17 protein-coding genes, 1 tRNA gene and 1 pseudogene are annotated in these 18,797 nt (G+C 39.9%); 5 read left to right on the forward strand and 14 right to left on the reverse strand.

Features of this window, described 5'->3' with window-relative positions; genetic code table 11:
* Window positions 1-93: 93 nt before the first annotated feature.
* From MMO38_RS15220 to MMO38_RS15270, 11 genes and pseudogenes are all read right to left on the reverse strand, one after another.
* A pseudogene (locus MMO38_RS15220) lies at window positions 94-534 on the reverse strand (universal stress protein); the annotation flags it as partial.
* Between the two features lie 116 nt (window positions 535-650).
* Window positions 651-1,265, reverse strand: a complete 615-nt coding sequence (locus MMO38_RS15225; protein WP_241324070.1) for an acyltransferase — start codon at window positions 1,263-1,265, stop codon at window positions 651-653.
* Between the two features lie 91 nt (window positions 1,266-1,356).
* A complete protein-coding gene (locus MMO38_RS15230; protein WP_241324071.1) occupies window positions 1,357-1,941 on the reverse strand; it encodes a YigZ family protein in 585 nt (194 codons plus the stop codon).
* A 154-nt stretch (window positions 1,942-2,095) separates the two neighbouring features.
* The gene (locus MMO38_RS15235; RefSeq protein ID WP_005196074.1) at window positions 2,096-3,286 is read right to left on the reverse strand and encodes an HlyD family efflux transporter periplasmic adaptor subunit; all 1,191 of its coding nucleotides are present in this window, start codon (window positions 3,284-3,286) and stop codon (window positions 2,096-2,098) included.
* A gap of 20 nt (window positions 3,287-3,306) precedes the next feature.
* Window positions 3,307-5,430, reverse strand: a complete 2,124-nt coding sequence (locus MMO38_RS15240) for a type I secretion system permease/ATPase (RefSeq protein ID WP_005196067.1) — start codon at window positions 5,428-5,430, stop codon at window positions 3,307-3,309.
* Window positions 5,427-6,962 carry a TolC family protein gene (locus tag MMO38_RS15245; RefSeq protein ID WP_241324072.1) on the reverse strand — a complete coding sequence of 512 codons (1,536 nt, stop codon included), beginning with the start codon at window positions 6,960-6,962 and terminating at the stop codon, window positions 5,427-5,429. Before MMO38_RS15245 ends, MMO38_RS15240 begins: the two co-directional genes overlap by 4 nt.
* Before the next feature lie 305 nt (window positions 6,963-7,267).
* Window positions 7,268-8,014 carry an LPS export ABC transporter ATP-binding protein gene (gene lptB, locus MMO38_RS15250; protein ID WP_004668771.1) on the reverse strand — a complete coding sequence of 249 codons (747 nt, stop codon included), beginning with the start codon at window positions 8,012-8,014 and terminating at the stop codon, window positions 7,268-7,270.
* The gene (gene lptA / locus MMO38_RS15255; protein ID WP_004668773.1) at window positions 8,014-8,562 is read right to left on the reverse strand and encodes a lipopolysaccharide transport periplasmic protein LptA; all 549 of its coding nucleotides are present in this window, start codon (window positions 8,560-8,562) and stop codon (window positions 8,014-8,016) included. Before lptA ends, lptB begins: the two co-directional genes overlap by 1 nt.
* A complete protein-coding gene (gene lptC, locus MMO38_RS15260; RefSeq protein WP_005196062.1) occupies window positions 8,546-9,094 on the reverse strand; it encodes an LPS export ABC transporter periplasmic protein LptC in 549 nt (182 codons plus the stop codon). Before lptC ends, lptA begins: the two co-directional genes overlap by 17 nt.
* Window positions 9,095-9,140: 46 nt before the next feature.
* Window positions 9,141-9,680 (reverse strand): HAD-IIIA family hydrolase, encoded by a 540-nt coding sequence (locus MMO38_RS15265; RefSeq protein ID WP_004668776.1) that lies wholly within the window; start codon window positions 9,678-9,680, stop codon window positions 9,141-9,143.
* A 3-nt stretch (window positions 9,681-9,683) separates the two neighbouring features.
* Window positions 9,684-10,661, reverse strand: coding sequence for a KpsF/GutQ family sugar-phosphate isomerase (locus MMO38_RS15270; protein WP_004668778.1), 978 nt, complete (start codon window positions 10,659-10,661; stop codon window positions 9,684-9,686).
* 266 nt (window positions 10,662-10,927) lie between these two features.
* Between MMO38_RS15270 and cysS the strand changes: the two genes are divergently transcribed.
* The 3 genes from cysS to MMO38_RS15285 all read left to right on the forward strand — a co-directional run bounded on the left by cysS (window position 10,928) and on the right by MMO38_RS15285 (window position 13,160).
* A complete protein-coding gene (cysS, locus tag MMO38_RS15275; protein ID WP_241324073.1) occupies window positions 10,928-12,349 on the forward strand; it encodes a cysteine--tRNA ligase in 1,422 nt (473 codons plus the stop codon).
* Window positions 12,350-12,424: 75 nt separating this feature from the next.
* Window positions 12,425-12,500 (forward strand) — tRNA-Gly (locus tag MMO38_RS15280).
* Between the two features lie 183 nt (window positions 12,501-12,683).
* Window positions 12,684-13,160 carry a copper resistance protein NlpE gene (locus tag MMO38_RS15285; RefSeq protein ID WP_241324074.1) on the forward strand — a complete coding sequence of 159 codons (477 nt, stop codon included), beginning with the start codon at window positions 12,684-12,686 and terminating at the stop codon, window positions 13,158-13,160.
* A gap of 113 nt (window positions 13,161-13,273) precedes the next feature.
* Here the strand turns inward: MMO38_RS15285 and MMO38_RS15290 are convergent, their stop codons facing one another.
* The gene (locus tag MMO38_RS15290; RefSeq protein ID WP_004668784.1) at window positions 13,274-14,875 is read right to left on the reverse strand and encodes an isocitrate lyase; all 1,602 of its coding nucleotides are present in this window, start codon (window positions 14,873-14,875) and stop codon (window positions 13,274-13,276) included.
* A gap of 533 nt (window positions 14,876-15,408) precedes the next feature.
* Here MMO38_RS15290 and MMO38_RS15295 point away from each other — a divergent pair.
* Together MMO38_RS15295 and MMO38_RS15300 are read left to right on the forward strand one after the other, a co-directional pair.
* Entirely contained in the window at window positions 15,409-16,398 is a 990-nt protein-coding gene (locus MMO38_RS15295) for a LysR family transcriptional regulator (protein WP_004668785.1), read from the forward strand.
* Window positions 16,399-16,530: 132 nt separating this feature from the next.
* Window positions 16,531-17,859: a hemolysin family protein gene (locus MMO38_RS15300; RefSeq protein WP_004668788.1), complete on the forward strand. Its 1,329-nt coding sequence runs from the start codon at window positions 16,531-16,533 to the stop codon at window positions 17,857-17,859.
* Between the two features lie 39 nt (window positions 17,860-17,898).
* On the opposite strand, the gene MMO38_RS15305 is transcribed toward MMO38_RS15300, so the two are convergent.
* Complete coding sequence (locus tag MMO38_RS15305; RefSeq protein WP_241324075.1) at window positions 17,899-18,162, reverse strand: ribosomal protein L7/L12; 264 nt, start codon at window positions 18,160-18,162, stop codon at window positions 17,899-17,901.
* Between the two features lie 64 nt (window positions 18,163-18,226).
* Entirely contained in the window at window positions 18,227-18,742 is a 516-nt protein-coding gene (locus MMO38_RS15310) for a hypothetical protein (RefSeq protein WP_004668792.1), read from the reverse strand.
* Between the last annotated feature and the right edge of the window lie 55 nt (window positions 18,743-18,797).

The following is an 18,797-nucleotide window of genomic DNA, read 5'->3' on the forward strand; positions in this document are numbered from 1 at the left end:
TCTAAACTAAGTGGTACAGAAACAATTCGAGGCATGTGTGAACATCTGTTAACTAAAAAAACTTTTTCGCATGATTAGTTATTTTTGTCAACTTATGAAGTTCTCAACATTACTACCAATTGGTTTATTTTTCTCTGCAGCACGCTCGCCAACACGACCAATAATCACCACATCATTTTCATGCAGAAGATTAAAACTTTGTTCAAGAAAATCGCCTTTTTCTTGAATTTTGCTGCTGGTTAAACCGTATTGTTTCTCGATTAACTCCGAAATATGATTGAGCAGGTTATTACTATAATCGAGTGCTAACTCACTTTGCTTTTGCTCTAACTCAGCAAGCTCTTTGAGCAACATGGCATTACTCTCAAAGCCAATCACACCGCTAATTTCACCTAAATGATAGCTTGCAGGATAATAGTCCAAGATTTGCAACAGTACTAATTCTCTTTGCGTTTGTTTCGCAACCCAAACTGCAGCCTCAGCCACAGCATCAATACAAGGTGAAGAATCAATACATGCAATTACGCGATTCATGTTGGCCTCTCTTTAGGTTTGACACCTTAGGTCTTCTACTTATTTTTAACTTAACACAGATAAAAGCAGGATAGGTTAAATTTATGTATAGAATCTCATACGCTTTTTAATGCTTTTTATTCAGTTCTATAACGAATCAATTTTGCTGGATTCCCTGCCACAACGGCATAATCTTCAATATCTTTGGTCACCATACTATTCATCCCAATCACAGCATGGTTTCCGATTTTGACCCCATCTTTGATCCCAACATGCGCTCCTAACCAAACATCTTTGCCGATCTCAATACCCTTTGATGTCACGGGTTGCTGATAGATGGGACGGTCCAGTTCTATCCCATGATCAAAAGCATATAAATGGCTATAGGCTGCTATTCTGACTTGATCGTGGAGCTGAATCCCTGCTCGCCCACCATCCAAAATACTATGATGGTTTATTGCAACCTCATTGCCAATAACTAAAGGACCATGCAAGGTACAATCAGCGGCAATGAAAGTATTATCACCAATGGTAATTTTGCGTCCAGGCTCAGCAAAAATATGAGCTAATGGTGAAATAAAACAATTCTGACCAATCTCAACTGTTTCCATTTCCATCAAATACGCTTGATATTCAGCTTGCCATGCTTCAGCCCATTCACGTTGTTTCGGCTTGAGCGACCAATACAACCACGGCATATAATTGAGACGATGTTTATGCTGCTCTCTATATTTTAATAAAGGATCATTCATCAAGTTGTTGCCTCTCTACCCCTTTCAATTGCTCACGCCCTGAGAGCGAGGAACACCGTTCCGCAAGCTCGCAAGAGAGGGCATGCAAATTCTAATCTTCAACATGTAGATGCTCACGCCCTCTAGTAACATCTTGAAGTTTTTGTCTTAAAGGTTCAATTTGATGAACTTGTAGCCGTGCCTCAATAAAAACACCATTTTCGCTATAACTTTCTTGATATTCGATGTGTTGCTGCACAAGCTCATATTGAATAATTGCCCATTCATTAAATAGACAACTCAATTGAATCTGTTTTTTCTCAATCAGCTCAATTTTTTCAGCCAATAGCAAACATTGCCCAGCACAACCACCATAAGCACGAACCAAACCACCCGTACCAAGCTTAATACCACCATACCAACGATTGACCAATACAATCACATTGGTCAGATCATTCCCTTCGATGGTTGCTAAAATCGGACGTCCTGCGGTGCCAGAAGGTTCACCATCATCATTAAATCGAACATGATGTCCAATCTTCCATGCCCAACATTGATGTGTCGTCGATGGATCTTTCACTTCTTCTAAAAAGTTTTTGACCTGCTGTTCATTTTCAACAATCGCAGCAATCGCTTGGAAACGACTTTTTTTAATTTCTTCTTCAAAAGTTACCGAATTGGCAATGGTGAATGGCATAAAACATAAATACAAACTTTAAAAAATGATTATAGCAATTTTCTGGCGCGATGTAGGGCGCGATGATAGGGTCTGTTGACATTCCATTATAAAAAATGGGTGTGATGACTGATTATCACCACACCCGACGATAAAGGTTTCAAATCAGCAGAAACTATCGTTCACGTAATGCTTCTTTGGCTTTATTAAATGGTTTAAGCAAATAATCCATAATGGTTTTTTGTCCAGTCCGAATATCTACAGTAGCCACCATACCAGGGGTAATATCGAATGCTGTACCCGCTTTGTTATAAAGTCGATCTGAATCTGTCCGAATATAAACACGATAATAAAACTGATCTTGCTTCACTTCATCACGAATGGTATCTGGTGAAATCGTGGTGACTTTACCTTCTAGCCCACCATACACTGCATAATCATAAGCCGTGATTTTGACCAAAGCTTCTTGATTTGGATGAATAAAGGCAATATCACGTGGGGAAATACGTGCCTCGATTAACAATTTATCCTCTAAAGGCACAATCGTCATCAACTTACCATTTTGAGGAATGACGCCACCTTCAGTCGTCACATCAATCTCTTTCACTACACCACGCACAGGCGCTCTAAATACAGCACGTTGTAAGCTATCACTTCTTCCTTTGACCACTTGTAGTTGAGTTTGAATATCGGTATTGGCTTTTGATAATTCCTCACGTGCTTTTACATAATATTGATTACGAATATCATTGATTCTATTTTGTAAATCATTGGCTTCACGCTTTAAACGTAACACTTCAACTTCGCTGGCGGCCCCTTTTGCAACCAACGGCTCAGTCATAGCCAATTCTTGTTGCACCAACTTAAGTGCTTGTTGATTACCAGAAATAGCCTCTTCTAAATTCATGCGACGTGAATAATAAAGTGCTGTTTCTTCTTTTATGAGTTTAGGTTCTTTTAAAACTTCTTCTGGAAAAACCAAAGCAGTATTACTGACTTCTGCACGTAAACGCGCTGCTGTCGCTTGTGCAGAACTCAGTAAAGATTGTGACTCTCCCACATTTGAAGCAAGACGTGTCGGATCTAACTGCGCTAGTATTTGTCCTTTTTCAACGATATCGCCTTCTCTAACAGCGAGTTTAGTTAAAATCCCCCCTTCAAGTGATTGAATGGTTTGCTCTTTTGAAGAAGGGACAACTTTACCCGTACCTGTCGATACTTCTTCTAAACTAAATGCCCATGCCCACACGAGCAATATCACTAAACCAATCCCAATTAACCATACAATAACCGATGAACCAGGTAACTTCGGTTCCTTGTAACTCACATTCATGGGACGACTGCTGGTTTGTTCTTGCTCACTCATGAATTATCCTCTTTATTTTATTAAACTATTTTTTGTTTTGCCGATGATTGTTGCAAGACTTTATCAGCAGGTCCATCCATGACAATTTTGCCATCATTCATCACAATAATACGATCAACCAATTCCAACACCGCTCGGCGATGTGTCGCGACGATTAAAGTACGATAGCCCAGCCACCCCTTTAAATGATCTATTAATTGTTTTTCTGCGACATCATCAATCGCGGCAGTCGGTTCATCGAGTAGCAAAATATTCGGCTCACGGACTAATAATCTTGCGAGCAACAATGCTTGTCTTTGCCCACCAGAAAAGCCTACGCCCCCCTCTAAAACTAGATGATCCAAACCTTCTTTCTTTTCTTGAACGAAACTCAATGCACCTGTCACTTTTAAAGCTTTTAAAAGATCTTCATCGCGTGCCAACGGCGCACCTAAAGTTAAGTTTTCACGAATAGTTCCATAGAAAAGATAGGCGTTCTGGTTGAGTAACCCCATATCACGACGGACATCAGCAGGGTCAATCAAACTCATATCCAAATCATCTAAGTGTACCGAACCTGAATTTGGAGTCTGCATTGCAGAGAGAATTTGCAATAACGTTGATTTACCAGCGCCATTTCGACCGAGAATAGCAATTCGCTCACCCGCCCGAATCTTTAATTTTGGAATCGCTAAGCTTGGTCGAGGATCATCTTCACCATACTGGAATACCACATTTTTCAGCTCATAATCACCATGTAATACTTCTTTATGTACCAAATGTGCATGATCAGCTTGATCAACTGGGCGCTGCATCAATTCATCTAAACTTTGCTTTGCCACTTTTGCTTGTTGAAAGCGACCAAGAATACCAGTGATCTGTGATATTGGCGCCAACATCCGTGATGATAAAATCGAACAAGCAACCAGCGCACCTGTGGTCATTTCACCTTCCATCACAGCAAAACACCCAACCAATACCACAATGGCATAAGTAAGCCCTTGTAGTTTCTGCGTCCAAGCTGTCAGTACACCAACAATTTTACGTTGTTGCATACTAATATCCGCAGAAATCTCATTCATATGATTCCACTGATTTTGGAAACGAGACTCTGCACGTAATAGCTTAATATCTTCAATCCCTTGTACAGCCTCAACCAAAATTGCATTACGAATTGAGGATTCACGCATACCTTCTTGTGCAAGTTTAGCTAGCTTCTTTTGTACCAAGATTGCAGGCAAAATCATTAGCGGTACGATCAACAACATCACCCAAAATAAGTTTCCGCCAATAATTGCAAAGATAAACAAGAATAAAAAGAAGAAAGGAAGATCTGCAATCGCACCCATCGTGGTTGAAGTGACAAGTTCTCGCACCCCTTCCAATTCACGAATCTGAGATATGAAGGTTCCCGTTGACTTCGAGCGCTCGCTATTTTTGATTCTTAATGCATGACCAAACACCCGATCAGAAATACGTAGATCTGCACGCTTCCCAATAATGTCAGAGATATAAACACGCGAAATACGCAGAACAAACTCAAAGATTGCTGCAATCAGTACACCACCAGCAAGCACCCAAAGTGTAGGTATCGACTGTGAAGGAACAACACGGTCATAGACTTGCATCGAAAAAACGATGGTCGCCAATGCCAAAACATTTGCAATCAAAGATGCAAACATAATATCAATATAGCGCTTCCAATCACTTAAAACGATTGACCAAAACCAGCTTGGCTTATAGGGCTTAATATACTCATCAATACGTGCATCAGGAACGGACTGCTCAGGGCGTAAAATATACACACTTTTTACAATGTGTTTTAAAGCACCTACTGCGAACTTTTGTGATAAACCTTGATCGCCACTGAGTTGAATACTGACATGCCCAGAGCCATCTGCTTTATCAATGACCCCCACTTGGCCATCGGCCAGTTCAACTAATATCGGTAAGCGCCACGGGTTAATGACATCATTGCTGAATTTTACTCTGCGTAAAGTGAGCCCAATTTGCCGACTGATCAACGTCAAAACCTCATCAAGATTCTGATTTTGATTCCAGTCCAACTGTAAGCGTACACGCTCTTCCGAAGGCTCAATCCGATAATGCTTGGCAATGGTTAATATTGCCTGTAACCAAGGTTGGTAATCTATTTTTGTCATCATTGTTGCACCTCAAACCCTTGAATTTTTATATTATTCAGGTCATAGGCTTGGCGAGAACGGCCTGTGGCTGCAATATATTGAGCGATACTACTGTAAATATCATAACGTGCTATTTCGACTTCTGTGTTTGCACTATGAATGGCTTGTTCAGCATTAAGTAAGTCAACCAGTGTACGTGTTCCCAATTTATATTGTTCCTGATAAAGCTCGCGTGTCCGTACAGTGGTTGCTTGTTGTCCTGCTAACACTTGCATTTGACGTTGCTTATTTTCAATTTGCTCTCGACTGGTTCTGATCTGATCCAGCACATTTAAGTAAACTGTATTTACCTGTGCTTTTGCCGCTTCTTCAGCAAAACTAGCGGCTCTAATTCTCGAAGATGTCGCACCGCCTTGATAAAATTGGCTACTTGCTTCCAACATAATCGCGCTATCAAAGCCACCATTTTTATCATTGTTTGGATTGCGCCCATGTATTGCTTGGCTTAACTCACCTTTTACAGCCAATGTTGGATAATTACTGACTTTGGTTTGTATTTTCTGACTACGCGCAACCTCAATTCCAGCCTGCGCTGCAATCATTTGAGGAATGGTATTAAATTGTGGCTCTACATATAAATCAGATTGTTTAATAAAATCATCTGTAATCGCCCATTGAACATTACGCGCATCAAAACCTAATAATGTATAAAGATGTTGTTGAAACTGACTGAGTAATGATTGTTGTGCAATCAACGCTGATTGAGCTGATTGCAAATATGATTGTGCTTGGACAGGATCTGCCTGACTACTAATCCCTGCATTTGCTCTTAAGTTCGCCATTTCCTGAATACGTTTAACCCCAGCAATCCGCTGATTGGCAATTCTTATGAGCTTTTGATAACGCTGAATATTAATAATCGTTTGTGTTACATCCAGCGAGATATCATCAATTTTGACTAAAACATTCGCTTGTTCTATTACTAATTTTGCTTGTTCAGTGGTAACGCCAGACTTCACCTTCCCAAAGTCATACAGCATTTGAGAGGCATTTAAAGCTAATACTTGTCGACCTCGCTCCCCCTTTCTCGTCAAATCACCTGTATTCACGCCCCCTGAAATTTGTGGATAAAAGCCTGCTTTCGCTACATCTATATTGGCATTCTGTGCGGCTAAAGTTGCTAGGGTTTGTGAAATTTCAGGATTGCGCTGAACTGCAATCTGTATCGCATCTTTTAATGTTTTGTTTTGGTTCTCCCATAATGCAGTAGGCACAACATCCATTGGACGACCAGATCCAACGACAGGTAATTCAGTAGGCGATGAATGAAGTGAAAAATTGCTCAACTTCTGCATACTTGCAGTTTTAAATTCATCATTACTTTTAGGCGTAAATAGCTGAGACAAATTATTCTTGAGAGAATGATACTGTTCGCTTGGCGTTGAGGCATGTGTAACGGGTACAGATAAAGTTGCTATACAAAATAGCCACTTTAGATCTATACATGTTTTACGTGATCCTTCATCTATATCTATATCTTTATTAATGCTCATATTCTTGTCATGTAATTATCGTTCAAAGCGTCTTCATTCTACTCTTATTTTTGTAGAAAACACCACGTTTCAAATGCCAATTTCTCGACGGATAAGTGTTTGTTTTTTGTAAATTAGTTCACACTTTTCTTATCATGCAACGGGGATGGTACATGCACCACCCAATCAAAAAACTTATATTTATTAATAAAATAGGGAGAAAAACACCAGATCACAGTCAAATTCAAATTTCTCGTAACATGATGATTGCTACTGGCATAAAAAAAGAACCCTGAAGGTTCTTTTTCAAAGCTCAAATCTATTGTCTAAACAACAAAATCATCACCCAAATAAACTTTACGTACTTGCTCATTATCAAGGATTTCTTGCGGCGTGCCTTCAGCAATCACTGCCCCCTCACTAACGATATAGGCTTTTTCACAAATTGCCAGCGTTTCTCGTACATTATGATCCGTAATAAGTACGCCAATTCCTCTGTCTTTAAGGGTCTGAATAATGTCCTTAATATCACCTACAGAAATAGGATCTACACCTGCAAATGGCTCATCCAGCAGCATAAATTTAGGGTCAGCAGCCAAAGCACGTGCAATTTCGGCACGACGACGCTCACCACCAGAAACACTCATGCCTAATGAATCTTTAATATGATTAATTTTAAAATCATTTAATAATTCATTCAGACGTTGCTGACGTTGCTGCTTATTCAAATCTTTACGCGTTTCCAAAATCGCCATAATGTTTTCGGCAATGGTCAACTTTCTAAAGATCGAAGCTTCCTGAGGTAAGTAGCCAATTCCTTTACGGGCGCGCTCATGCATGGCAAGATCAGATAAATCAAGATCATCTAAATGAATCTCGCCTTTATCCATTCGAACCAAACCAACGACCATATAAAAGCTCGTCGTTTTACCCGCACCATTCGGACCAAGCAATCCGACAATTTGCCCACTTTGCATGGTAAAAGACACATCTTTTACCACCCAACGTTTACTATAGTTTTTCGCTAGATGCTTAATACATAAAGTTTGTGGTTGTTGCACCGATTGTTCCATTAATCACGCGCCCCTGGAAAACTTTTTGAACTTGATGGTGGAATAATAATTTGCACACGATTTGTTGAAGAACCTTGAGCCTCAACATCGCCTTTATTCATACTATATTTTAAGCTATCACCACGAATACTTGAGCCATTCTGATAAAGATAGGCCTTTCCAGATAAAGTCAGAATACCCGTATCCGCATTATAAACAATCTGTTGTGCTTCACCGCGCGCTAAACCCTTATTCGTATCAATTTGCTGCTGAAATTTCGCCAGTTGCCCTTTAGCCGTAATGGTCTGAATTTCTTTTTTACTATTTAAGGTAGCAATAATTGAATCTGCCTGAAGTCTCATCGTTCCCTGTTCAATCACAACATTTCCCGTATAAGTTGTGATACCTGTTCGATCATTGTATGTGGCACGATCTGCAACTAAAGAAAGTTGTTGATTACGATCAGACGGCAAAGCAAAGCTTGAACTGGAAAATAATGCAGCCACAGCAATACAAGTAAACTGTTTTAAGAAAGTAAAACGATATTTAGAATTAAGAGCTTGGCGCATACTTTCCTCGAACTTTATAAAATTCATATTGACCATCATTCAAATTTGCTTTTAAACCCTGACTCACAAATTCGGTTGTTGGGGATTGAACAATGACTTGGTGTTGGGTTTCTAGTTCTCTTGTTTTTGGATAACCGGTAATTTCATCTGTATGAAACTCCATGTTGCCCTGATCCGACAAGTTTGTGACGACAACATCTCCAGCCAATACAATTTTACGGTTTTCATCATAACCATTTGCTCGTAGGGCAGAAAAAGTGGCATCAGGTTTTCCCTGTTTGTACATAACCGCTTTAAGTTGGTCAAGCTGCGAGGTTTTCTGCTGCATATCCTGCTGTAGTTGTTTTACTTCAGCACGAATGTACAAATTACCCTGTTCATCTGTTTGCGTTAAATGAACCCCGTGCGCTGAATAAGTCATATTCTTCGCTGAGTCTACATCCAACTTTTTTGCTTTGCCACTAAAGTAGTAAAAGCCGCCACTTACAGAAGCGACCACAATAGCAACAACATATAAAACTTTGGTATCCATAAACAGGGTTACCTAACCTTTGAGCAAATCAACGCTATTAAGTATATTAATGTGGTACCGCAAGATATTTTTCAAGCAGCTCTTGGTAAACACCTTTTGCCATCAATAACATATCACAGACCTCTCTTACAGCCCCACGGCCACCCATTGCTTGCGTCACCAAGTGGGCACGTCGACGTACTTCTTCATGGCCATTCGGTACTGTAATACTCATACCCGCAATGGCAAATGCAGATAAATCAGGCCAATCATCGCCCATATATAAGCAGTCTTCAGGTAAGATATTGAACTGCGCACAAGCTTCACGTAGTGCCACGCCTTTATCTTCACGCCCTTGGAAAACCAAATCCACACCCAAATCCGACATACGTTTTTCCACAATATGACTTTTACGACCCGTGATAATAATCACTTTCATGCCCGCTTTTTGAACCAATTTCATCCCTAAACCATCGCGAATATCAAATGATTTAATTTCATCGCCAGAATTGGTTAAGGTTACAAAGCCATCGCTTAAAATCCCATCCACATCAAGCACCAGTGCTTGTAAATGACGTGCTTGTTCTTGTAAAGCATACGATGCCATGGCTTAATTTACTCCAGCTTCAATAAGATCGTGCATACTAATAACACCAATTACTTTTTTAGCATCATCAACAACAACGAATTGGTTAATTTTTTTCTCATGCATTTTTTCCAATGCTTCTACTGCTCGAGCTTCTTGAGAAATCGTCATCGGATTTTCCGTCATCACAGCGGATACAGCAGCATTCACATCAAAACCCTGTTGCCGATCGATCATTCGACGCAAATCACCATCAGTAAAAATCCCCAATAAGGTATCTTGCTCATCCACAACAGTGGTCAGGCCCAACCGTTTATCAGAAATCTCGTACAGCACCTTATTCATCGGTGTATCAGGATGAACTTTTGGCAACTCTGCACCGGTATGCATCAAGTGTTTTACATGTAAAAGTAGACGTTTACCAAGTGCGCCCGCAGGATGTGAACGCGCAAAATCATCAGCGGTAAATCCACGCGCTTCCAATAACGCAACTGCCAAAGTATCACCTAACACAAGTGTTGCAGTGGTACTCGATGTCGGTGCTAAACCTAAAGGACAGGCTTCATCTGCTAAACCCAGCGTCAAAGCAATATCCGCATTTTGTGGCATTGGACCTTTATCATCACGACTAATGGTAATCAAAGGCACTTCTAGATGCTTGATTAAAGGCATCAACATCATAATTTCATCACTCTTTCCAGAGTTAGAAATCGCAATCAAAACATCTCCACGCACCAACATGCCTAAGTCACCATGTCCTGCTTCACCGGGATGCATAAAGAATGATGGCGTACCTGTTGAAGCAAAAGTCGCTGCCATTTTGCGACCGATATGACCTGATTTGCCCATACCCGTGATCACGACGCGCCCTTTGCACTGCAATAAGATTTCACATGCACGATCAAAGCGCTCATCAATTTGTGTGGCAAGCACTTCTATGGCTTGTTGTTCAATACGCAAGGTTTCCAATGCGCTTTTTTGGAAATTTATGACTTGTGACATGTGAGTTTGACTCAAAGTAATGCTCAATCCACTTGATAGTAGATGATTTTAATCAAAAGAATACGGCAGATTCTAGCATAACTGTGAATTATACACGTTTCTAAATGTATAAGTTTTCAAGGAAGATGAAGAGATATAAAACAAGCTAAAATCAACCATAATAAAAATACTTGTTCCCTCTGATCTTTTTTCTCCAGACAACTTTATGAAATATGGTGCATACGTTATGATGAATCACGATTTTTGTAGAGTGTTTGAAAACCCTTATGCAACCTTTTGTTTTATATAACTCAGAGCAACGTAAAAAAGTTGAATTTGTCCCACGTAACGAAGGACAAATCGATATCTATGTCTGTGGTATGACCGTATACGATTACTGTCATATTGGACATGCTCGCGTTATGGTTGCATTCGACTTCATTACCCGCTTCTTGCGTAGTCAAGGCTGGAAAGTTCGCTACATTCGCAACATTACTGACATAGACGACAAAATCATTGCACGTGCCAATGAAAATGGTGAAAGCATTCAACAACTCACTGCTCGATTTATTGAGGCAATGAATGAAGATGCGACAAACTTAGGTTGTATTGCACCTGATGAAGCACCGAAAGCCACAGATTATATTGATCAGATGCAAAGCATGATCAGCACTTTAGTAGATAAAGGTGCGGCTTATCCTGCTGCAAATGGTGATGTCTATTTTGAAGTGACTAAATTCAATAAATATGGCCGCTTATCAGGTCGCAAACTAGATGATATGCAAGCAGGTGCATCAGAACGTGTTGATGTCGAAGTTGATAAAAAACACCCTTTTGATTTTGTACTTTGGAAGCATGCCAAAGCCAATGAACCTGCTTGGGCTTCTCCTTGGGGCAATGGTCGTCCCGGTTGGCATATTGAATGTTCTGCCATGTCGACCTGCTGCTTAGGCAATCACTTTGACATTCATGGTGGCGGCTCGGATCTGATGTTCCCACACCATGAGAATGAAATCGCGCAAAGTGAAGCTTCTACTGGCGAACAATATGTAAATTATTGGATGCACGTTGGTTTCATCAATGTAGATGGCGAGAAAATGTCTAAATCTTTAGGCAACTTCTTTACCATTCGTGATGTGATGGAAAAATTCCATCCCGAAGTCATTCGCTATTTCATCGTGTCGTCGCATTATCGTAGTCCAGTCAACTTTTCCGATGTTGCATTAAAAGAAGCCAAAACAGCACTTAGCCGTTTTTATCATTCTTTTAAAGCCTATCAACAAGTTTATGGACAAAAAACAGTTGAAACATTAGAAGCCAGTTTCGTTGAACGTTTTAACAATGCCATGCGAGATGACTTTAATACTGCTGAAGCGATGGCGGTATTATTTGAACTAAATAAAGAATTGAATCGTGCTGTAAAAGACGAACAGGCTGAACAAGCGACCGCTCTATACTCTACGCTACGAAACCTAACCAATGTTTTAGCTTTAGTTCAACACGATGTAGATGATTTTTTAAAGTCTGATATTGGTCAAGAAGCCCTTTCTCTGTCTGATACAGAAATTGAAGATTTCATACAACAACGTGTAGATGCAAAAAAAGCCAAAGACTTTGCGAAGGCAGATGCAATTCGTCAATCCTTACTCGATCAAGGTGTGGTACTTGAAGATAGCCGTCAAGGCACGATTTGGCGTCGCGCTGACTAATTTAGTCAAAAAACAACCAATCAACAACGTGGAGAGTTGACAGTTTTATTAAACACTCTATAATGCGTCCATATTGCGGGAATAGCTCAGTTGGTAGAGCATAACCTTGCCAAGGTTGGGGTCGGGAGTTCGAGTCTCCTTTCCCGCTCCAGATTCAAAGAAAGGCACCTATCGAAAGATAGGTGCCTTTCTTCTTATATATTTGATACATCTCAGTTTCATCTTAACCGTCCTGTTTTACCAAAAATTAAATAACACTTACACTCCCCTACTATTATTTTCTTTTAAAATCTCATAACTTGGGTATCAATATTTTCACAGGGTTGTATCTAAGATGAAAAAATCAATAATCGCAGTTTCGCTTGCATCTGTATTTCTAGTGGCTTGTAATAAGTCAGAAACACCAAAAGATGACCACTCAACCCCTCCTGCAGTAACAACAGAGGCTGCATCTGAACCGATGATCGATCGTGAACATACCGCAGAAAACTCTTTAGATTGGAATGGTAGCTATAAAGGTGTATTACCTTGCGCCGATTGTGAAGGTATCGAAACAAAACTAGAGCTTAATTCGGATAAAACTTTTGAATTAGAAGAAATTTATCTCGGTAAAGGTGATGGGAAATCTTTTGAAAGTAAAGGTAGCTTCCAGTTTGATCGCAACAACACGTCAATTATTGAACTAGACAAAGCTGGTGATAGCCGCAAGTACTTTGTTGCCGAAGGCTATTTAAAAGCACTTGATTTAGAAGGTAATGAAATCACAGGTGCACTCGCAGATAAATACCAACTCAACAAAGAAGCGGAATAATTTTTCTGCGATGAATGCTCACAATGTGTGAGCATTCTTTATCGGTAAATATCAATCCAAGTATAAAAAAACCCTGCTTTATCAGCAGGGTTTTTTTTGAATCAAATCAGGGCTTAGCCACCGAATTGGTTCATTGTGTTTTTAGAGTCATCACCTGCTTTCAATGCATTGTCGCCAGCGAAGATTTCTTTATGGTCATCACCGATGTCAGAACCAGCCATTGCTTGGTGTTTAACACATGCGATACCACCGCGGATTTCTTTACGTTGTACGCCAGCAACATAAGCCAACATACCTTCAGAACCGAAGTAACCTTGTGCAAGCTCATGAGTAGAAAGCGCAGCAGTATGGTAAGTCGGAAGTGTGATCAAGTGATGGAACACACCCGCTTCACGAGAAGCATCTGCTTGGAAAGTACGGATTTTAGCATCAGCATCAGCAGCCAATTCAGTCTCATCGTACTCAGCGCTCATTAATTTAGCACGGTCGTAAGCAGAAACGTCTTTACCTTCAGCAACCCAACGATCGTAAGCTTGTTGACGGAAGTTTAAAGTCCAGTTGAATGATGGGCTGTTGTTATAAACAAGCTTCGCATTTGGAACAGTTTCACGTACACGGTTAACCATGTGAGCGATTTCGTCAACGTTTGGAGTCGCAGTTTCGATCCAAAGAAGGTCAGCACCATTTTGAAGGCTAGATACACAGTCAAGTACAACACGGTCAATTTGAGTGTCAGCACGGAACTGATATAAACCAGAAGCTAAACGCTTAGGACGGTGTAATTTACCATTACGTTTGATCAAGATTTCGTCTTCTTGAGCATCAGCAATATCAATTTCAGAAGTTTCTAAGTAGCTAATGTACTGAGAAGCGATGTCACCTGGCTCTTTAACCACTGGGATTTTTTGAGTTAAGTCAGCGCCTTCAGAGTCAGTACGTGCAACGATGATACCGTCATCAAGACCCATTTCTAAGAATGCATAACGTAATGCATGGATCTTAGCGATGAAGTCTTCATGTGGAACTGTTACTTTACCAGCTTGGTGACCACATTGTTTCGCGTCAGATACTTGGTTTTCGATTTGAAGTGCACAAGCACCTGCTTCGATCATTTTCTTAGCAAGTAAGTAAGTTGCTTCTTCGTTACCGAAACCAGCATCGATGTCAGCAATAATTGGCACAACATGAGTTTGGAAACCATCGATTTGAGCAGTGATTTCAGCAGCTTTAGCTGTATCACCCGCTTCTTTTGCTTTTTTAAGCGCGCGGAATAAATCGTTTAATTCTTTCGCATCAGCTTGACGTAAGAAGGTGTAGATTTCACCAATTAACGCAGCAACTGAAGTTTTTTCATGCATAGATTGGTCAGGAAGTGGACCAAATTCTGAACGAAGTGCAGCAACCATCCAACCAGAAAGGTAGATATAACGACGTTCAGTTGTACCAAAGTATTTTTTGTTCGCAATCATTTTTTGTTGCGCGATAAAACCGTGCCAGCAACCTAATGATTGAGTGTATTTGCTAGAGTCAGCATCATATTCAGCCATATCACGACGCATAATTGCAGCGGTATATTTAGCAATATCTAGACCTGTTTTGAATTGGTTTTGCAATTGCATACGCGCAGCATCTTCTGGGCTAATATCGCGCCAAGTGTCGCCGAATTTTGCTTTTAGTTCGCGGATTGCATCAATCGCTGTTTGATATGTAGTCATGATATATTCCTTTGAGGATTGGCATCGAATGATTGCTAAAAATCATGCTTTTCGCAGTCTAGATTTCAAGCACTTCATCAACATGTTTCACAGCTTAGTCTTTGCAAACGAATTTATCCAATATTCTAGGTTAATCTTCAGTATTTTTTTAAAAAATACATGGATAAAGACCTATTCACAATAACATATAACCATTTTAAGATATTGTTTTAAATTATATTTTTTACATTAAAAGTTCATCAACACTGTCTCGATGTTGTTGTAACACGCAATATCTGCTTTCTTTAAATCAGCAAAAGCGTCTAAAAAACTGATTCAATAGCGCTTCATTCTGATCTTTTTTATTATACCCATATTCTTTCCTCCCAAAAAACAGCGTAAATTGACTGCTGAACAAGACAGAATTATGCTTTCAATAGCTTACGCCATTCATTACTGTGCAATTGTTTTTATATCGTATTAAGTTACGCAAACTGCTTTAAATATGTCATAATCCAGCACAATTTAAAGATTTTATTTTCGGTATTTTTTTTATGAATCTGGAACGGGTCGATCTCAATTTATTAATATATCTTGATGTACTTCTTCGTGAAAAAAATGTCACACGCGCCGCGGAACAGCTCGGTGTTACCCAACCAGCGATGAGTAATATTTTACGTCGTTTACGTAATTTATTTAATGATCCTTTATTGATCCGTTCATCAGAAGGCATGACCCCGACTGAACGTGCATTAGAATTACAACCTCGTATTCGTGATGCACTATCAGACCTTTCGATGATTCTGGAACCGCGTACCGAGTTCAGACCATATACCAGTACTCGCGTGTTTCGCATTATGACATCTGACTATGCTGAGGCAACTTTAGTTCCTCGCTTAGTCAAAGCATTACGCTCAGAAGCACCCAATGTCGTACTCGACTTTTTGACCCCAAGCGATGTCTCATATCGAGACATGGAACAAGGCAAAGTCGATTTAGCCATTAACCGTTTCAATGAAATTCCGCAAAGCTTTCACCAAGTCTTAGTTTGGCGTGATAGCTTTAGTTGTATTTTGAATGATAAGCACCCTGCCGTTACCCACCTCAACCTCAAAAGTTATTTAGATGCTCAACATATTTGGGTATCAAAAACAGGGATGGGCGTTGGCTTCGGTGTAAATCCAGACAAACAAGCGGGTTTAGGTTGGATTGATCAAGCATTAGAACGTATCGGTCAACGTCGTAAGATTTCAGTCTTTACCCGGCACTATCAAATGCCTGCCCTTTTAGCTCAAAATGTTGATTTAATCGCAACGCTCCCAACACGGATGGCACAACTACAAACACAAAATCAAAGACTGGTCATCAAAGATCCTCCTTTTTATATTCCAGAATTTGAACTTAAAATGGCTTGGTGTCCTTTACTTCATCATCATCCAGCGCACCGTTGGTTAAGACAACTGATTCTATTTGTCGCGCGACAAATGATTGAAGAAGAAAACCGTGAGTTTTTATTAAATAACTCACAGTTTTCACAATACTAAAATTAGCTCATTACCTTAAAGTCTTTTCACTTTAAAATATGAGTAGTGCTGAGTTGATCTAAAGATTAACTCAGCGTCTTTTTTATGTTAAAACATTATGATAATTAATAATGATGAAAATCTAGGTGACGTGTGAGTCTCGTACAAAATATCATTATCATTGCCATGCTGATTGTTGCAGCAGGCTTTTTATCACTTACTGAAATCGCGCTAGCAGGTGCTCGCAAAGTTAAACTTAAGATTCTCGCGGAATCTGGAGAGCATCGCGCTCAAAAAGTGCTCGACCTACAAGAACAGTCTGCTGATTTCTTTGCCGCTTCACAAATCGGGCTAAATGCTGTTGCTATTTTAGGTGGTATTTTAGGTGAAGCAGCGTTTCGACCTCATTTTATTGAGCTGATTAGTCGCTTTTATACAGGACCATGGTTAGAAAACATTGGGTTCGCCGTTTCCTTTACTTTTGTGACATCACTATTTATTCTATTTGCCGATTTGATGCCAAAACGTCTGGCAATGATCGCACCAGAAAAAATTGCGATCAGTGTCATCGATCCGATCCAAATCTTTATTAAGGTCTGCAAACCCTTGGCTTGGGGCATCAATGCGATCGCAAACTTGTTATTCCGTCTGTTTAAAGTGAATACTGTGCGTGATGACAATATTACCTTTGATGATATTTCCGCAGTCATGGATGCTGGCGCTCAAGCAGGTGTTTTACAAAAACAAGAACATCATTTCATTGAAAATGTATTTGAACTAGAAGAACGTACTGTTCCATCAAGTATGACCACGCGAGAAAATGTGGTTTATTTTACCCTGAAAGAAAATGAAAGTAGTATTCGCCAAAAATTAGCTGAATACCCTTACTCAAAGTTTTTAGTCTGCAATGAACATATTGACCAAGTTATTGGCTATGTCGATACAAAAGACATTTTGGTCCGTATTTTAAATAATCAATCTTTGCTACAGCTGAATGAGTCCACGATTCGTACGGTTCTCATGCTTCCAGACACCCTAACCTTATCAGAGGTATTGGATCGGTTTCGTTCAACCAAAGAAAAATTTGCAGTCGTTATCAATGAATATGCATTCGTGGTTGGTGTCATTACCTTGAGCGATATTATGATTACGGTGATGGGCGATTGGGTTACACCGCTGGAAGAAGATCTACAAATTATTAAACGTGATAATCATTCATGGTTAATTGATGGCAGTACCCCGATAGAAGATGTAAAGCATGTCTTGGAAATTGAAGAATTCCCTGAAAACGAAAACTACGAGACGATCGCAGGCTTTATCATGTATCGTTTACGCAAGATTCCCCGCCCCGCTGATGCTGTAGAATATGCGGGTTTCAAATTTGAGGTGGTCGATATTGATCACTATAAGATTGATCAGCTGCTGGTGACTCAAATCCTATCTAGCCAAGAAAGTGAATCCTTCTCAATTCCAGAAGATTAAAATCACACTGAATTAAAAAGCCCATTGACTGGGCTTTTTTTATTTCGTAGCAAACCAAATTAAGATGGCCAAAATAAAGAAGATCAAAGCAAAAAGTTTGATTCCCCCTCGACTACGCTGGGCCAACTGTTCTTGGATACGCGCCTGTTCTTGCGGATGATCTTGTAAATATTGATCCACTAAATCTTTCGATTCTTTTAAGCCTAAACCCGTTTTTTCACGGGTAATCTTGATGGCATCAATTAATTTACCTTCTCGTAATACTTGTAAAGCCTCTGGCGGAATCTTCGTAGCTAAACGCATAAAATCAACAATCCTTGTTATTTTCAATGAGAGGATTCAAGCACGACATCGCGTTTATGAGGTTTTAATTGCCACCATAAAGTGAAATTAACTCATCGAGTGTTGCTTGATAATGAATCGAAATATCTTCAGCTAAAATCTTGTAGGCGTTATCAAACTGAACCATCGGCCAACCTTCCTTCCAGAACGGGAAAATATTGTGCAGACCTTCAGTGACAATTGCATCTTCACGACTAATTGCTTGAGCCACTTGCGAGAGTACTTGTGCAGTTTCAGCACCATCAATCGCAAGATAATCAATACCACGTACTTTTAAAATACGAATACGATCTTTTTTATAACGGATTTTTTTTGCTTGCCCTGCATTCAAACCCAATGCCAGTGTAACAGCTTCAACAAATTTATCTTCAAAACTTGTATGCAATGCCACCAATGCTTGTTTATGTGCTTCTTGGCGACCTGCTTTACCACCATTCACGATCATCTCTTTGGCTTCAACATCAAGCTCATCTTTTCTCATAGACTGTAAAATGTCTAAAATTTCGATATCGCTTAAAGATTCAGGAGAGTGCTCAGTCATGGGAGTCCTTGGACAAAAATATAAAGGGCTATTGTCGCATAAAAGCGATCTCAAA

Origin of the sequence: Acinetobacter sp. NIPH 1852 (genome assembly GCF_022549455.1) — a bacterium.
Taxonomy (GTDB): domain Bacteria; phylum Pseudomonadota; class Gammaproteobacteria; order Pseudomonadales; family Moraxellaceae; genus Acinetobacter.

Coding starts and splice junctions, on each gene's coding strand:
- MMO38_RS15225 (WP_241324070.1), bottom strand. CDS start 1,265: ATGAATGATCCTTTATTAAAATATAGAGAGCAGCATAAACATCGTCTC.
- MMO38_RS15230 (WP_241324071.1), bottom strand. CDS start 1,941: ATGCCATTCACCATTGCCAATTCGGTAACTTTTGAAGAAGAAATTAAA.
- MMO38_RS15235 (WP_005196074.1), bottom strand. CDS start 3,286: ATGAGTGAGCAAGAACAAACCAGCAGTCGTCCCATGAATGTGAGTTAC.
- MMO38_RS15240 (WP_005196067.1), bottom strand. CDS start 5,430: ATGATGACAAAAATAGATTACCAACCTTGGTTACAGGCAATATTAACC.
- MMO38_RS15245 (WP_241324072.1), bottom strand. CDS start 6,962: ATGAGCATTAATAAAGATATAGATATAGATGAAGGATCACGTAAAACA.
- lptB (WP_004668771.1), bottom strand. CDS start 8,014: ATGGAACAATCGGTGCAACAACCACAAACTTTATGTATTAAGCATCTA.
- lptA (WP_004668773.1), bottom strand. CDS start 8,562: ATGCGCCAAGCTCTTAATTCTAAATATCGTTTTACTTTCTTAAAACAG.
- lptC (WP_005196062.1), bottom strand. CDS start 9,094: ATGGATACCAAAGTTTTATATGTTGTTGCTATTGTGGTCGCTTCTGTA.
- MMO38_RS15265 (WP_004668776.1), bottom strand. CDS start 9,680: ATGGCATCGTATGCTTTACAAGAACAAGCACGTCATTTACAAGCACTG.
- MMO38_RS15270 (WP_004668778.1), bottom strand. CDS start 10,661: ATGTCACAAGTCATAAATTTCCAAAAAAGCGCATTGGAAACCTTGCGT.
- cysS (WP_241324073.1), top strand. CDS start 10,928: ATGCAACCTTTTGTTTTATATAACTCAGAGCAACGTAAAAAAGTTGAA.
- MMO38_RS15285 (WP_241324074.1), top strand. CDS start 12,684: ATGAAAAAATCAATAATCGCAGTTTCGCTTGCATCTGTATTTCTAGTG.
- MMO38_RS15290 (WP_004668784.1), bottom strand. CDS start 14,875: ATGACTACATATCAAACAGCGATTGATGCAATCCGCGAACTAAAAGCA.
- MMO38_RS15295 (WP_004668785.1), top strand. CDS start 15,409: ATGAATCTGGAACGGGTCGATCTCAATTTATTAATATATCTTGATGTA.
- MMO38_RS15305 (WP_241324075.1), bottom strand. CDS start 18,162: ATGCGTTTAGCTACGAAGATTCCGCCAGAGGCTTTACAAGTATTACGA.
- MMO38_RS15310 (WP_004668792.1), bottom strand. CDS start 18,742: ATGACTGAGCACTCTCCTGAATCTTTAAGCGATATCGAAATTTTAGAC.